Below are 15,149 nucleotides of genomic sequence, written 5' to 3'. Positions count from 1 at the left end.
ATCGCGCGTCATCGTGTGGCCTCCGCGATGGCGCGGTCGAGGTCGGCGAGGATGTCTTCGGGGTCTTCGATACCGACGGAGAGTCGGACGAGGTCGCGGGGGACGCCCGCGGCGAGCTGTTCCTCCTCGCTGAGCTGGGCGTGAGTGGTCGACGCGGGGTGGATGACGAGCGTCTTCGCGTCGCCGACGTTCGCGAGGAAGGACGCGAGGTCGGCGGATTCGCAGAGGCGGCGGCCGGCGTCGAACCCACTGTCGGAAGCCGAGCCTTCCTCCTCGCTCGCGGGGGCGTCGCTCCCGCGAACGCCTTCCAGACCGAAGGAGACCATGCCGCCGTAGCCGCCGTCGAGGTATCGCTCGGCGTTCCCGTGGGTCGCGTGGTCGTCGAGGCCGGGATAGTTGACCCAGGCGACGTCGTCGTGGTCGTCGAGGTAGTCCGCGACGATGCGGGCGTTCTCGCAGTGACGGTCGATGCGGAGCGGGAGGGTTTCGAGGCCCTGGATGGTCTGCCAGGCGTCGAAGGGTTTCTGGGCGTTTCCGAGGCTCCGCGTCGCGCGGTGGCGGACGGCGGCGGCGAACGGCGCGTCGGGGAAGCGCTCGCCGAGCACCATCCCGTGGTAGGCGGGGTTCGGCTCGGAGATCTCCGCGTAGCCGTCCCAGTCGAAGTCGCCCCCGTCGAGGAGGACGCCGCCGAGCGTGGTGCCGGAGCCGTGGAGCCACTTGGTCGTGGAGTGCCAGACGACGTCCGCGCCGTGCTCCAGGGGGCGGCAGAGCGCGGGAGTCGCAAAGGTGTTGTCGACGACGAGCGGGACGCCGTGCTCGTGCGCCACGTCGGCGACGGCCTCGATGTCGGGGACGACGAGGCTCGGGTTGCCGATTGTTTCGAGGTGGACGAACGCGGTGTCCTCGTCGATGGCCTCCCGGTACGCGTCGAGGTCGAGAGTGTCGACGAAGCGCGCCTCGATACCGCGGCGACTGGCGTTGTGCGAGAGGTAGGCGCGGGTGCCGCCGTAGATGCTCTCCGCGGAGACGACGTTGTCGCCGGCGGCGGCGAGCACGAAGGTCGCGGCGTCGAACGCGGCCATCCCGCTCGCGGTGGCGACCGCGCCCGCGGCGTTCGAGAGCGCGGCGAGTCGGTCCTCTAAGGCTTTCACCGTGGGGTTGCTGATGCGGGAGTAGATGTTCTCGTCGCTCTCGAGGGCGTAGCGGGCGGCGGCGTCGTCGGCGTCCTCGAAGGCGTAGGAGGTGGTCTGGTGGATGGGCGGCACGGGCGCGCCGGAGGCGGGGTCGCCGCCGTACCCGGCGTGGATGGCGTCCGTGTCGAACCCGCGAGCGTCCTCGTCGGTCATATGCTCTAGTTATATTTCTCCACGAATCTATAACCAGCAGTTACGGCAATACTCGCTGGAGCGGGCCGCGACCCCCGCCGCTCATAGGAACGCATACCGTAGGCCGCCCGTGAAACGCCTCACGCTCCGCATCGCCGCCGAGGAGGCGTTCGGCCGCACGCACGCCGCGCTCCGCACCGCCCGCACCCGCGGCCGCCTCCTCGCCCTCCACCTCCACGACGACGCCGTCGTCGAGCTCTGCGCCTTCGACGGCGACCCCCACGCCGTCGCCGCCGCCCTCGCAGCCGACGACGCCATCCGAACCGCCGACGTCGTCACCGCCGGCGGCGAACCCGTCCGAGCGACCGACCGGCGACACCCGAACGACGACGCCGACACCGACGGTCCCGACTCGCCCGCCGAACCGGCTCGTACTGGTACCTCGCCCGCTGACGCGTCGGCTCGTACTGGTGGCTACGCGTACGTCCGTGTCGAACCCGACGCGACCATCACCGAACTCCTCTCCCTGCTCTCCGAGCACGGCCTCCTCTTGGACACGCCGGTGGACCTCGGCGCGGACGCCGTCACCGTCGACGTCGTCGGAACGGCCGCCGGCATCCACGCCGCCGCGGACGCGCTTCCCGCGCGCGTCCGCGAGACCGTCACCGTCGAACACCTCGGCGGCTACACGCCCGAGGGCGGGCCGCTCGACCGGCTCACCGCCCGACAACGCGAGGTCGCCGCGGCCGCCGTCGCCGTCGGCTACTACGCCACGCCGCGGCGCGCGACTATCGAGGACGTCGCCGCCGAAGCCGACTGCGCGCCGTCGACGGCGTCCGAACACCTCCGGAAGGCCGAGGCCACCGTCTTCCGCGCGCTCTTAAACGACCGGTAAACGCCGGCGGAAACCACACTCGCTCACCGGGCCAAGAGACGGGTATGTCACAGCAGGCCCGCGAGACGCCGCCCGGCCCCGACGGCCGGCCGTTCGTCGGGAACACCCTCCAGTTCGCCGACGACCCGCTCACCTTCATCGAGGACGCCGCCGCCGACTACGGTCCCGTCGCCTACTACGAACTCGGCGGCGAACCCATCTACCAGGTCTCCGACCCCGACCTCGTCGAGCACGTCCTCGTCCACAACAACCAGGCCTACGAGAAAGGCGAGGTCTTCAACAACTCCCTCCGGCCGACGCTCGGGAACGGCCTCCTCACCAGCGAAGGCGAGTTCTGGCGCGAGCAGCGCCACACCATGCAGCCCGCCTTCCACCCGCGGATGATTCAGTCCTACGCGGACACGATGGTCGCCTACACCGAGCGGATGCTCGACGACTGGACGGACGGCGACGTCATCGACGTCCACGAGGAGATGATGCAGCTCACCGTCGAAATCGCGGCGAAGACGCTGTTCGACGTCGACATCCGCGAAGAAGAGGAAGCCATCGGGGACGCGCTGGCGGCCGTGATGGACCACTCCTCGAACAACCTCCGCCGCCCCATCTCCGTGCCGGACTGGATACCGACGAAGGAAAACCGGCGGTTCGAACGCGCGCTCGACGACCTGAACGACGTCGTCGACCGCATCGTCCACGACTACCGGAACGGCGAACCACGGGGGACAGATGACGTCGACGAATCGCGCAGCGATCCGTCTGCCAGTCAGAACGCATCGCGTTCTGACGACGTGGTGAGTCTCCTGCTGCGGGCGGACGGGCCGGACGGCGACGGCCTCTCGGACGAGCAGATTCGAGACGAAATCGTCACCATCCTGCTCGCCGGCCACGAGACGACGGCGCTCGCGCTCACCTACACGCTCCACGCGCTCGGCGAGAACCCCACGCAGGAAGACCTCCTGCACGCCGAAGTCGACGGCCTCGACGGCGCACCCGGGTTCGGCGACCTCGACGCGCTCGACTACACCGACCGCGCCGTCACGGAGGGGATGCGGCTCTATCCGCCCGTCTGGCAGCTCCTCCGCGAAGCCAGCGAGCCGGACGAAATCGGCGGCTACCGCATCCCGGAAGGCGCGACGGTCGGCGTCCAGCAGTGGGTGCTCCACCACGACGACCGCTACTACGACGACCCCTGGGACTTCCGCCCGGACCGCTGGACGGACGACTTCAAACGGAACCTCCCGAGCTACGCGTACTTCCCGTTCGGCGGCGGGCCGCGGCGCTGTATCGGCGACCGCTTCGCCCTCCTGGAGGCGCGCCTCGCGCTCGCCACCATCGCCCGCGACTGGCGGACGCGCCCCCAGCACGACCTCTCCTTCGCGCCCTCCATCACTCTCCGCCCGGACGGGGCGGTCGAGATGCGCGTCGAACGACGATAGGGAGAGGTGACGCGACCGCCGAATCCTCGCTCACGCGGCCGTGAAGCGAGACTAAAGGGGATGGCGAGAGACCACTGCGTATGAGCGAATCGGACGTCGAGGGCGCGGACGAGGTGCGCGATGACAACCCCTATATCGCGGAGCCGTCCCTCGACTTCACGGCCGTCGACGACCTGAGCGAAGCGGCGGCGCGCGAGCAAGCCGCGGCGTTACGGGAGGCGATTCGGTTCCACGACTACCGGTACTACGTCCGCAACGACCCAGTCATCGACGACCGGGCGTACGACCGGCTCTTCGAGCGCCTCGAAGCCTTGGAGGACGCGTTCGACCTGGAGACGGAGAACTCGCCGACCCGGCGAGTTGGCGGCGAGCCCGTCGAGGAGCTGGGCGAGGTGGAGCACGTCGCGCCGATGCTCTCCATCGACGCGAGCGTCGAGGCGGACGACGTCCGGGAGTTCGACGCGCGCGTTCGCCGGGAAGTCGGCGACGTCGAGTACACGTGTGAGCCGAAGTTCGACGGGCTGTCGGTCGAGGTGGTCTACGAGGACGGCGAGTACGTTCGCGCGGCGACCCGCGGGAACGGCGACGTCGGCGAGGACGTGACGGAGAACGTCCGAACCATCGAATCCATCCCCGAAGTCCTCCGGGGCGACCACCCCGACTTCCTCGCGGTGCGCGGCGAGGTCTACATGCCGCGGGACGCCTTCCAAGAGCACAACGCCGAACTCGTCGAGCGAGGCGACGAGCCGTTCGCGAACCCGCGGAACGCCGCTGCGGGGAGCCTCCGTCAACTCGACCCCTCGGTGACGGCGGAGCGCCCGCTCGACTGCTTCTTCTACGACGTCCTCGGGGCGTGGAACGGCCCGGGAGAGGAGTCCGCGGACGACGCGAGCGAGGCGACGGCGAGCCGCGGCGCACGGGAGCTATCGGGCCTCGAAACGCATCACGACGAGCACGAGCAGTTCGCCGACTGGGGGCTGAAGCCAGTAGAAGAAGAGTGGTACGCGCTCGTCGACGACGTCGAGGACGCCATCGCGTTCCGCGACGACCTGCTGGACGCGCGCGAGGACTTGAACTACGAGATCGACGGCACCGTCTTCAAGGTGAACGACCGCGAGGCCTGCGAGGAGTTGGGGACGACGTCGCGGCATTACCGGTGGGCGTTCGCGCACAAGTTCCCCGCGCGCTCCGAGGTGACGACCATCGAGGACGTCGTCGTGCAGGTAGGGAGAACGGGTCGCCTCACGCCCGTCGCGCTCCTCGAACCCGTCGAAGTCGGCGGCGTGACCGTCTCGCGCGCGAGCCTCCACAATCAGGAGGAGATCGCGGCGAAGGACATCGGCGTCGGCGACGAAGTCCGCGTGGAGCGCGCGGGCGACGTCATCCCCTACGTCGACGAAGTCGTCGAGAAACGGGCCGAGGGATACTACGAGATGCCCGACTCGTGCCCGGTCTGCGGGAGCGACACCGAGTACGACGGCCCCATCGCCTACTGCACCGGCGGCATCTCGTGTCCCGCCCAGCTCGTCCGCGCGGTGACGTACTTCGCGAGCGACGACGGCCTCGACGTCGAGGGGCTCGGCGAGGAGGCCGCGGAGACCCTCGTCGACGAAGGCCTCGTGGAACGGGACGTCGCCGACCTCTACGACCTCACGATGGACGACCTCGTCGACCTCGACGGCTGGGGCGAGACGAGCGCGCGGAACCTCCTCGACGAACTCGAAACGTCGAAACGCCCACCGCTCGACGAGTTTATCACTGCTATCGGCATCCCCGAGGTCGGCCCGACGGTCGCGCGCGACCTCGCCCGCTACTTCGGCGACCTCGACAGCATCCTCGACGCCGACCGAGAGGACTTCCAGGAAGTCGACGGCGTCGGCCCGACCGTCGCCGGTCACATCGCCGAGTTCCTCGGGAACGAGCGGAACCGCGAGGTCATCGCGCGCCTCCGCGAGCGCGGCGTCGACCCCGAGCCCTTCGAGACCGAGGGCGGCGAGGAACTCGACGGCCTCACGTTCGTCTTCACCGGGAGCGTCGAGGGCTGGACGCGCGGCGACCTCCAAGACCTCGTCGAAGCCCACGGCGGCAACGCCACCTCCTCGGTGTCCGGAAACACTGACTACCTCGTCGCCGGCGAAAACCCCGGCGCGTCGAAGACGAACGCCGCCGACGAAGAGGGCATCCCCGTCCTCAGTCCAGGGGAGTTCTTCGGCCTGCTGGAGGAGCGCGGCGTCGACGTCGAGGCGTAGCGGCCGCCGCGCGGCCACCGCGCCGCCAACGTGTCGAACACGGCGAAGCAAGATTGAGGTGTGAGTGGAGCGATAGCCAGTCGGACGAGCGATTGGCGAGCATCCGGCGACCGAGCGGTCCGAAGGACCCGGAGGGTCGCCGGTTCACCGAGCGCGACCAACGGGAGCGCTCGGGCCGACGAGCGACCACAGGGAGCGAGGAGTGCTTTTGGTCGAGCTTTTGCCGAGGCGCGCGAAGCGCGCCGCAGCGTAAAAGGTCGGTTCTAGAGATCGGCGCGTTCGAACGCGAGGAGGCCGAGGGCGGGCGGGACGATGATCCAGGCGAGGAGGACGGCGGCGGAGAGCGGGAGCCACTGCCCGGAGAAGTCGCCGGCGAGGACGGCGTTGGTGAGCTGTTTGTACGCGCCGCCGGGGTTGAGGGTGCCGAGGAGCTGGTAGACGAGCTGGGGGTCGACGGGGAAGTTCCCGCCGCTGAAGAGGAGGTAGAAGCGGAGGGGGAGTTGGACGGCGTTCCAGAGGGGGACGAAGATGAAGTAGAGGACGACGGCGAGCGCCATGGCGCGGATGCGGGAGGAGACGGCGGCGGACGCGCCGACGGCGATGGAGACGTAGGCGGTGGCGAGGACGACGGTGAGGGCGACGAAGCCGACGTAGGCGGGGGCGTCGAGTCTGGTCGGGGCGATGAGGAAGGCGAGGAAGGGGACGAGGAGGCCGAGGACGATGGGGGTGGCGACGGCGGCGGTGCGGCCGACGAGCTTCCCGACGACGACGTCGGCGCGGGAGTTCGGGAGGGAGAGGAGGAGTTTGAGGCTCCCGGATTCGCGCTCGCCGACGATGGCGCTGTAGGCGACGATGAGTGAGACGAGCGGGATGAGCGGGGTGACGACGAAGGAGAGGAGGGGGTTGAGGACCTGATTGGAGGAGTCAGCGCCGACGAAGTAGGCGACGAGCGTGACGATGAGGGTGAGGAAGACGGCGACGCCCCAGACCCACTTCGAGCGGACGGCGTCGGCGTAATCCTTCCGGGCGACGGCGTCCCAGCTCATGCGGACTCACCTCCGGCGGTCGCGTCGGGCGCGTCGGCGGCAGCAGCGCCGTCAGCACTGTCGGCGTCGTCGGCGTCGTCGGCGTTCTCGGTGAGGGTGAGGAAGAGGTCTTCGAGGCTGGCTTCCTCGGTGCGGAAGGAGGCGACGGTCGCGCCGGCGTCGCGGAGCGCGACGAGCGCGTCGATTTTGGTGTCGTCGTCGCAGGAGACGGTGACGCCGTGGTCGGTTCGGGTGGCGGCGGTGACGCCGGGCGCGGCGCGGGCGGCGTCGAGCGCGGCGTCGGGGATGTCGCCGGTGACGTGGAGGGCGGCGTCGGCGGCGACGCTCTCGCGGAGGTTCTCGATGGTGTCGACGGCGACGACTTCGCCCTCCTGGAGGATGCCGACGCGGTCGCAGATGGCTTCGACCTGGCCGAGGACGTGGCTGGAGAAGAAGACGGTCGTCCCCGAGTCGGCTTCCGCGCGGACGATGTCCCGCATCTCCTTCGCGCCGGCGGGGTCGAGCCCCGAGGAGGGCTCGTCGAGGACGAGGAGGTCGGGGTCGCCGGAGAGCGCCATCGCGAGCGCGAGGCGCTGACGCATCCCCTTCGAGTAGCCGCCGGCCTTCCGGTCGCCGGCGTCTCCGAGGCCGACGCGCTCTAAGAGGGCGTCCGGGTCGTCGTCCGCGCCCTTCGACTCCACGGCGAACGAGACGTGTTGGCGGCCCGTCAAGCGGTCGTAGGTGGAGAAGCCCTCGGGGAGCACGCCGGTTCGCTCGCGGACGGCGACGCTCTCCGCTTGTGCGTCCAGCCCGAACACCGTCGCCGACCCGTCGGTCGGCCGGACGAAGTCGAGGAGGACGTTGATGGTCGTCGACTTCCCCGCGCCGTTCGGCCCCAAGAAGCCGAAGACTTCGCCCTCGTCGACTTCGAGGTCGAGACCCTGGAGGGCGACGACGTCCCCGTACTCCTTCCGGACGCCGTCGAGTTCGATAGCGGTCATGAACAGGGGTTCCGCGGCTTCGCGTAAAGAGCTTCGGCCTTCGTGCTTAGAGCGCATCGGCCGGTCGTGGCGTCGTGAACCGGGCTCGTGTCGCTCGTTGCTCGTGAGCGACCTGTCCGCGCGTCCGCGGCGGGAGAGCGTGTCGCCGTCAGATTTCGTCGTCGGGGTCGTGTTGCTCCTGCATCCGGCGGGCTTCGTCGCGGTAGCGGTCGACGTCGGCGTCGTCGGTGGGTGCGAGTTTGTCGTCGGGGACGTCGATAGCGGCGGTGACGCCGGACTGTGCGGCGCGCGCGGCCTTCTCCTTGCGGACGTATCGTTCGCCGTCGAGCGTCGCGTATTCGAGGACGATGAGGTCGCGGGGCGTGTACTCGCGGTGGACGAGCCAGACCTGCTGCGTGTCAGAGTTCTTCTCGTCGTCGTCGGTCATAGGCGGTGCGTGGAGCGGGAGCGGGTTAGGTGTCGGGGTTGCGTTCGCGGGTTCCGCGGAGTTGAAAGCCGCAGAGAGAGTAAGAGGAGGTAATGGACGCGGCTGGGTTGCGGGGGCGCGCCGGGGAGGTACCGAGAGAGCCCGGCGTCTATCAGTTCCTGGACGGGGAGGGGCGGACGCTCTACGTGGGGAAGGCGGTGGACCTGCGGTCGCGGGTGCGGTCGTACGCGGACCCGCGGTCGGCGCGTATCGGGCAGATGGTCGAGCGCGCGGCGGCGCTCGACTTCACGGTGACGGACACGGAGACGCAGGCCCTGTTGCTCGAGGCGAACCTCATCAAGCGCCATCAGCCGCGGTACAACGTGCGGCTGCGGGACGATAAGTCGTATCCGCTCGTGCAGTTGACGGGCCACGACTTCCCGCGTATCGAGGTGACGCGAGACCCCGACGACGGGGCGACGGCGTTCGGGCCGTACACGGACCTCGGGCGGGTGGAGACGGTGGTGAAGGCGGCGCGGGAGGTGTACGGCCTCCGGGGGTGTTCGGACCACAAGTTCTCGGGGCGCGACCGGCCGTGCCTCGACCACGACATCGGGCTCTGTACCGCGCCGTGTACGGGCGAAATCGGCGCGGAGGCGTATCTCGACGACGTCGAATCAGTGAAGCGGTTCTTCGAGGGGGAGACGGGCGCGCTGGCGGATCCGCTGGAGCGGCGGATGGCGGCGGCGGCAGAGCGCGAGGAGTTCGAGCGGGCGGCGAACTTCCGTGACCGGCTCGAAGCGGTGCGGGCGTTCCACGGCGGCGGCGGGGAGGCGGTCTCGGGTGGGAGTCACGAGCGGCACGTGGACGTGCTCGGTGTCGCTATCGAGGGCGACGCGGCGGTAGTCGCGCGCCTGCACAGCGAGGGCGGGCAGTTGGTGGAGCGCGACCAGCACCGGCTCGCCGCGCCCGAGGGCGAGGAGCGCGTCGCGGCCGTGCTCGCGGCGTTCGTCCCGCAGTACTACGCGGAGCGCGACCTGCCGGACGCGCTGCTGCTGCCGGAGGACCCGGGGGACGCGGACCTCGCGAACTGGCTCGAAGCCGAAGGCGTCGCCGTGCGGGTGCCGGGCGCGGGGAGAGAGGCGAAGCTCGTGGATTTGGCGTTGAAGAACGCGCACCGGCGGGCGGGGAGTCGGGACGAGCTCGGCGCGCTCCGGGACGCGCTCGGCCTCGACCGCCGGCCGACGCGCATCGAGGGGTTCGACGTGAGTCACGCGCAGGGGAAGGCCGTGGTGGGGAGCGACGTGACGTTCGTCGAAGGCACCCCGGAGAAATCCGACTACCGGCGGAAGAAGCTCGGGGAGGAGAACGACGATTACGCGAACATGAAGCGGCTGCTGCGGTGGCGCGCGGAGCGCGCCGTCTCCGGCGAGGACGACCGTCCGGACCCCGACCTCCTGCTCATCGACGGCGGGCGCGGCCAGCTGACGGCGGCGCAAGAAGCACTGGACGGGGTGGGATGGGACGTTCCCGCGGTCGGCCTGGCGAAGCAGGAGGAGACCGTGGTGACGGCGGCGAGCGAGTACGACTGGGCGAGCGACGCCCCGGAGCTTCACGTGCTCCAGCGCGTGCGCGACGAAGCCCACCGGTTCGCCGTGCAGTACCACCAGACGCTCCGCGACGAGGTGTCGACGGCGCTCGACGACGTCGACGGCGTCGGCCCGGAACTCAGGAAGCGCCTCCTGCGGCGGTTCGGGAGCGTGGAGAACGTGCGGGCGGCGAGCGTGGAGGAACTCCGGAGCGTGACGGGCGTCGGCGAGGAGACGGCAGAAACCATCGCCGGTCGCCTCTGACCCGCCCAGCGGGCCGGTTCAGCGGTCGACGTCCACCCACGCGCGGCGGGCGTCCGAGTCCTCGATGGCGGCGAGGACGCGCTGGACGTCGAGGCCGTCCGCGGCGCTCGGCCGGAAGGGCTCGTCGCCCGCGACGGCGCGGAGGAAGGCGTCGTTCTCGTGGATGAAGGTGTGCTCCCAGCCGAGGACGTGGCCGGGCGGCCACCAGTGGTCGCCGTAGGGGTCGTCGTCGCCCGTGACGAGCACGGTCTCGTAGCCGCGGCTCCCGGGGCGTTTCACGTCGAGTTCGTTCAGTCGCTCCATGCGGAAGCGGAGGCTGCCCTCGGTGCCGTGAATCTCGATGGCGTGGTCGTTCTCGTGGCCGGCGGCGACCCGGGAGGCGTCGAGGGTCGCGGTCGCGCCGTTCGCGAGTTCGGCCTGCGCCGAGTATGCGTCGTCGACCGTGACGGGCTTCGTCTCGCCCGCGGGCGTCTCGCGCTCGTCGACGAACGTGGTGAGGTTCCCGGAGACGGCGACGACGTCGTCGACGAGGTACTGGACGAGGTCGACGGTGTGCGCGCCGAGGTCGCCGAGCGCGCCGCTCCCCGCGAGGTCCGCGTCGAGCCGCCACGACCACGGCGCGTCCGCGTCCGCGAGCCAGTCCTGCCGGTAGCTCCCTTTGACCTGTCGAATATCGCCGAGTTCGCCGGCGTCGAGGAGGCGTTTCGCGTACTGGATGGCGGGGAGGAAGCGGTAGTTGAACGCCGTGCCGGCGACCGCGTCCGAGGCGGCGGCCGCGTCGGCGACGCGCGCTGCGCCCTCGATAGTGGGCGCGAGCGGCTTCTCGCAGAGGACGTGCGTTCCCGCTTCGAGGGCGGCGACGGTCGGGTCGACGTGGAGGTGGTTCGGGCCGAGGTTGTAGAAGACGTCGACGTCGGCGACGACCTCGCGCCAGTCGGTCGCGACGTGGTCGAAGCCGAGGCGGGCGGCGGCGTCGGCGAGCGCGGCCTCGTCGCGGCCGACGAGCGTGTGGCGGTTCGTCGCGGGCGCGTCCGGGAAGAACATCGGGAGGCGGGCGAGCGCGTTCGCGTGCGCCTTCCCCATGAAGCCGTAGCCGAGGAAGGCGACGTCGAGTGCGCCCGCCGAGTCGGTGGAGACGGGTTCCATACCCGAGCGGTCGACGGCGACCCCCTTCAAGGGGTGGTTGTCACCCGAGCGTTTATCAGGTGTCGCGAAGGAGTACGACGTATGTCATCTCGCGGCGGGGAGAGCATCTTCTACCGGCTCGGGCGGCTCGCCGGCGAGCTCGGCGACGACGCCGACTCGACGCCGACGATGCAGCGCGAGGACCGCGAGAACTCCGCAATCGGGCCGGGAACGGTCATCGCTGGCCTGCTCTTCGTCGTCGGTCTCGGCGTCTCCTTCGCCTCCGTGTCGACGGCTATCGCGCTGTTCGCGCTCGCGGGCGCGGTCTTCGTCGTCTCGCACTCCGTCGTCATCGTCCAGGCTTACGAGCGCCAGACGTACACCGTCCTCGGGGCGTTCGTCGGCGTCCTGGAGCCCGGCATCAACTTCGTGCCGCCGTTCGTCTCCGGAACGCAGCGCTTCGACATGCGGACGACGATGCTCGACGTCCCCAAGCAGGAAGCCATCACGGAGGACAACTCGCCCGTGACCGCGAACGCCGTCGTCTACCTCCACGTGATGGACGCGAAGAAGGCCTTCCTGGAGGTCGAGGATTACGAGCGCGCGGTCGGCCTGCTCGCGCAGACCGCGCTCCGCGCCGTCATCGGCGACATGACGCTCGACGAGACGCTCTCCCGCCGGGACGAGATTAACCGCCGCATCAGGGAGGAGCTCGACGAGCCGACGGACCCGTGGGGCGTCCGCGTCGAAGCCGTCGAAGTCCAGGAAGTGATGCCGAGCGACACCGTGAAGCACGCGATGGAGCAACAGTCGTCCGCGGAGCGCCGGCGTCGCGCGATGATTCTGGAAGCGCAGGGCGAACGCCAGAGCATGGTCGAGCGCGCGATGGGCGACAAAACGTCGAACGTCACGGCGGCCGAGGGCGCGAAGCAGGCGACGGTGCTCGAAGCGCAGGGCGCGGCGGTCGCGAGAGTCCTGCGTGCGCGCGCCGCGGAGTCGATGGGCGAGCGCGCCATCATCGAACGCGGCATGGAAACCCTCGAACGCATCGGCCAGGGCGCGGCGACGACCTACGTGATTCCGCAGGAGCTCACGACCCTCCTCGGCCGCTACGGCGAGCACATCTCGGGCGGGGGCGGCGGCGGGTCGCCACTAGAGGGGAAGGCGTTGGAGGCGGCGGCGCGGGAGTTCATCGGGATGGACGACATCGGCGACCTCGTCGAGGAGGTCGACCCCGAGGACGTCGCGGGCGTCGACCCGGACGACGCCGCCGTCGAGATCGAGATCGACTAGAAGCCGTCCGTCTCCGGTTCGACGCCGCGGTCTTTCGTCTCGAAGTCCCACTCCTCGCGGAGGTCGCGGATTCGGTCGCGGATGTCGGCGGCGAGTTCGAACTCGAGGTTTCCGGCGGCGTCGTCCATGCGCTCTTCGAGTTCCGCGATGCGCGCGCGAGCCTCGGCCTCGCTCGTGACGTCGCCGCCGGTGGACGCCGACTCCTCGCCGCTCGCGCCGGGGAGCGTCGTCTCCGAGACCGCCTTCTCGATGGTCGTCGGCGTGACGCCGTGCGCCTCGTTGAACTCCTGTTGGATGCGGCGGCGGCGCTGCGTCTCCTCGATAGCGTCCGCCATCGCGTCCGTCGTCTCGTCGGCGTAGAGGACGACTTCGCCGTGCACGTTCCGCGCGGCGCGCCCCATCGTCTGGATGAGGCTGTTCCGACTCCGCAGGAAGCCCTGCTGGTCGGCGTCGAGGATGGCGACGAGTGAGACCTCGGGGATGTCGAGGCCCTCGCGGAGGAGGTTGATACCCACGAGGACGTCGAACTCGCCCAGCCTGAGGCCGCGGACGAGTTCGTGGCGCTCTAGGGTGTCCGTCTCGTCGTGCATGTACTCGACGGCGACGCCCGCTTCCTCCAGATACTCAGTGAGGTCTTCGGCCATCCGCTTCGTGAGCGTGGTGACGAGCGTGCGTTCGTCGTTCTCGGTGCGCTCGCGGATGCGCTCCATGAGGTCGTCGATCTGACCGTCGGCGGGCGAGATTTCCACCTCCGGGTCGACGAGGTGTGTCGGGCGAACGATCTGCTCGACGATGTTCTCGGAGACCTCGCGCTCGTAGTCGCCGGGCGTCGCGGAGACGTAGAGGGTCTGGTCCGTCTTCTCCTGGAACTCCTCGAAGGAGAGCGGGCGGTTCTCGTAGGCGGTCGGGAGGCGGAAGCCGTTCTCGACGAGGCTCTCCTTCCGGGATTTGTCGCCGGCGAGCTGGCCCTTAATCTGCGGGACAGTACGGTGGGATTCGTCGATGACGGTGAGGAAGTCGTCGGGGAAGTAGTCGAGGAGGGTGTAGGGGGCGTCGCCGCGTTCGCGGTCGGAGAAGTAGAGCGTGTAGTTCTCGATGCCGCTGCAGTAGCCGGCTTCTTCGAGCATTTCGAGGTCGAAGGTCGTGCGCTCCTCGATGCGCTGGGCGGCGAGGAGGTCGCCCTGCCGCTCGAACTGCTGGACGCGCTCGTGCATGTCGTCCTCGATCCGCTCGGTCGCCGACTCGAGGAGGTCTTCGGGGATGGAGTAGTGTTCGGCGGGGTGGACGAGCACCGCGGGCTCCTCCGACTTCACCTCGCCCTCTAGGGGGTCGAGTTTTCGGAGGGTGTCGACTTCGTCGCCCCAGAACTCCACGCGGACCGCGTATCGGCCGTACATCGGGAAGATCTCGACGGTGTCGCCGCGCACCCGGAACGTGCCCTGCGTGAAGTCGACGTCGTTGCGCTCGTAGTTGAGGTCGACGAGCTGCTTCAAGAGCTCGTCGCGGTTGAGCTCCTGGCCGCGTTCGACGCGGAACGCCTGCTCGACGTAGTTCTTCGGGTCACCGAGCCCGTAGATGGCGGACACCGACGCGACGACGATGACGTCGTCCCGGGTCAGGAGGGAGCGCGTCGCCGAGTGGCGTAGCCGGTCGATCTCCTCGTTCACGGACGCGTCCTTGTCGATGTAGGTGTCGGTCTGCTCGACGTACGCCTCCGGCTGGTAGTAGTCGTAGTAGGAGACGAAGTATTCGACGGCGTTGTCCGGGAAGAGGGATTTGAACTCGTCGTAGAGCTGCGCGGCGAGCGTCTTGTTGTGCGCGATGACGAGCGTGGGTTTCTGAATCTCCTCGACGACCCACGACACCGTGTTCGTCTTCCCCGACCCGGTCACGCCGAGGAGCGTCTGGTCCTGTAAGCCCTCGAGAAACCCGTTTGCGAGCCCCTCGATGGCTTCGGGCTGGTCGCCCGCCGGCTCGAACGGCGCGTCCACTCGGAACGGCCGTTCGGCCTCCGGCTCGTCCGGCTGTAAGGGTCCGGAGTCGGCGTCACTCATTGTCTTCTAGGTGGGCGCGCGGACACTTGAGCGGACCGCCTACCGACCCTCACAATCCGAAGCCGACCGCGACGCCGGCGACACTGACCACCGGCGAAGCCTTTTCCACCTCGCTCTGCGACTCCACGGGTATGACGCACGAACACCTCGCCACCGCCGCCGAATTCCTCCGCGAAGCCGCCGACCTCACCGAGGACGACGACGCCCGCGCGCGCCTCCAGACGCAGGCCGACGCCGTCGACAAAGCCAGCGAGAAAGACCGCGGCCTCGACCACGGCCGCCTCGCCCGCCTCACCCACGTCCTCGACGAACTCGAAGACCAGACCGACGGCGAATCCGGCGTCCAGCAAGCCATCGAGGAAGCCCGCGCGGAAGTCGTCGCCTACAGAGAGACCGTCGAAGGCGTCTAGGAAGCGACGTCGACAACAGAACCGTCGAAGACGACGATCTCTCTCCAGTCGGTGAGACGGCCAGCGAGAAGGCGTCC

At 69.5% G+C, this 15,149-nt stretch carries 12 protein-coding genes; 6 read left to right on the top strand and 6 right to left on the bottom strand.

Annotated elements, in window-relative coordinates:
- Positions 1-8 precede the first annotated feature (8 nt).
- Positions 9-1,346, bottom strand: coding sequence for an O-acetylhomoserine aminocarboxypropyltransferase/cysteine synthase family protein (locus tag IEY26_RS00795; RefSeq protein ID WP_188974860.1), 1,338 nt, complete (start codon positions 1,344-1,346; stop codon positions 9-11).
- A gap of 109 nt (positions 1,347-1,455) precedes the next feature.
- Between IEY26_RS00795 and IEY26_RS00790 the strand changes: the two genes are divergently transcribed.
- The 3 genes from IEY26_RS00790 to ligA all read left to right on the top strand — a co-directional run bounded on the left by IEY26_RS00790 (position 1,456) and on the right by ligA (position 5,905).
- On the top strand, positions 1,456-2,220 hold the full coding sequence (locus IEY26_RS00790) for a helix-turn-helix domain-containing protein (RefSeq protein ID WP_229773875.1): 765 nt from the start codon (positions 1,456-1,458) through the stop codon (positions 2,218-2,220).
- A 44-nt stretch (positions 2,221-2,264) separates the two neighbouring features.
- On the top strand, positions 2,265-3,656 hold the full coding sequence (locus IEY26_RS00785; RefSeq protein ID WP_188974856.1) for a cytochrome P450: 1,392 nt from the start codon (positions 2,265-2,267) through the stop codon (positions 3,654-3,656).
- Between the two features lie 80 nt (positions 3,657-3,736).
- Positions 3,737-5,905 carry an NAD-dependent DNA ligase LigA gene (gene ligA / locus IEY26_RS00780; protein WP_188974853.1) on the top strand — a complete coding sequence of 723 codons (2,169 nt, stop codon included), beginning with the start codon at positions 3,737-3,739 and terminating at the stop codon, positions 5,903-5,905.
- Between the two features lie 263 nt (positions 5,906-6,168).
- Here the strand turns inward: ligA and IEY26_RS00775 are convergent, their stop codons facing one another.
- From IEY26_RS00775 to IEY26_RS00765, 3 genes are all read right to left on the bottom strand, one after another.
- Positions 6,169-6,951: an ABC transporter permease subunit gene (locus IEY26_RS00775; protein ID WP_188974851.1), complete on the bottom strand. Its 783-nt coding sequence runs from the start codon at positions 6,949-6,951 to the stop codon at positions 6,169-6,171.
- Positions 6,948-7,931 (bottom strand): ABC transporter ATP-binding protein, encoded by a 984-nt coding sequence (locus IEY26_RS00770; protein WP_188974849.1) that lies wholly within the window; start codon positions 7,929-7,931, stop codon positions 6,948-6,950. Before IEY26_RS00770 ends, IEY26_RS00775 begins: the two co-directional genes overlap by 4 nt.
- 148 nt (positions 7,932-8,079) lie before the next feature.
- Positions 8,080-8,358 (bottom strand): hypothetical protein, encoded by a 279-nt coding sequence (locus IEY26_RS00765; RefSeq protein ID WP_188974847.1) that lies wholly within the window; start codon positions 8,356-8,358, stop codon positions 8,080-8,082.
- 92 nt (positions 8,359-8,450) lie between these two features.
- Between IEY26_RS00765 and IEY26_RS00760 the strand changes: the two genes are divergently transcribed.
- Positions 8,451-10,190 carry an excinuclease ABC subunit C gene (locus IEY26_RS00760; protein ID WP_188974845.1) on the top strand — a complete coding sequence of 580 codons (1,740 nt, stop codon included), beginning with the start codon at positions 8,451-8,453 and terminating at the stop codon, positions 10,188-10,190.
- A gap of 18 nt (positions 10,191-10,208) precedes the next feature.
- Here the strand turns inward: IEY26_RS00760 and IEY26_RS00755 are convergent, their stop codons facing one another.
- On the bottom strand, positions 10,209-11,336 hold the full coding sequence (locus IEY26_RS00755) for a Gfo/Idh/MocA family protein (RefSeq protein WP_188974843.1): 1,128 nt from the start codon (positions 11,334-11,336) through the stop codon (positions 10,209-10,211).
- 81 nt (positions 11,337-11,417) lie between these two features.
- Between IEY26_RS00755 and IEY26_RS00750 the strand changes: the two genes are divergently transcribed.
- A complete protein-coding gene (locus tag IEY26_RS00750; protein ID WP_229773873.1) occupies positions 11,418-12,608 on the top strand; it encodes an SPFH domain-containing protein in 1,191 nt (396 codons plus the stop codon).
- On the opposite strand, the gene uvrB is transcribed toward IEY26_RS00750, so the two are convergent.
- Complete coding sequence (uvrB, locus tag IEY26_RS00745; RefSeq protein ID WP_188974841.1) at positions 12,605-14,662, bottom strand: excinuclease ABC subunit UvrB; 2,058 nt, start codon at positions 14,660-14,662, stop codon at positions 12,605-12,607. The genes IEY26_RS00750 and uvrB overlap by 4 nt on opposite strands.
- A 131-nt stretch (positions 14,663-14,793) precedes the next feature.
- Between uvrB and IEY26_RS00740 the strand changes: the two genes are divergently transcribed.
- Positions 14,794-15,072, top strand: a complete 279-nt coding sequence (locus tag IEY26_RS00740) for a DUF7553 family protein (RefSeq protein ID WP_188974839.1) — start codon at positions 14,794-14,796, stop codon at positions 15,070-15,072.
- Positions 15,073-15,149: the final 77 nt, after the last annotated feature.

This window comes from Halocalculus aciditolerans, assembly GCF_014647475.1.
Classification (GTDB): Archaea; Halobacteriota; Halobacteria; order Halobacteriales; family Halobacteriaceae; genus Halocalculus; species Halocalculus aciditolerans.
This window is presented reverse-complemented; position numbering and strand designations above follow the sequence as displayed.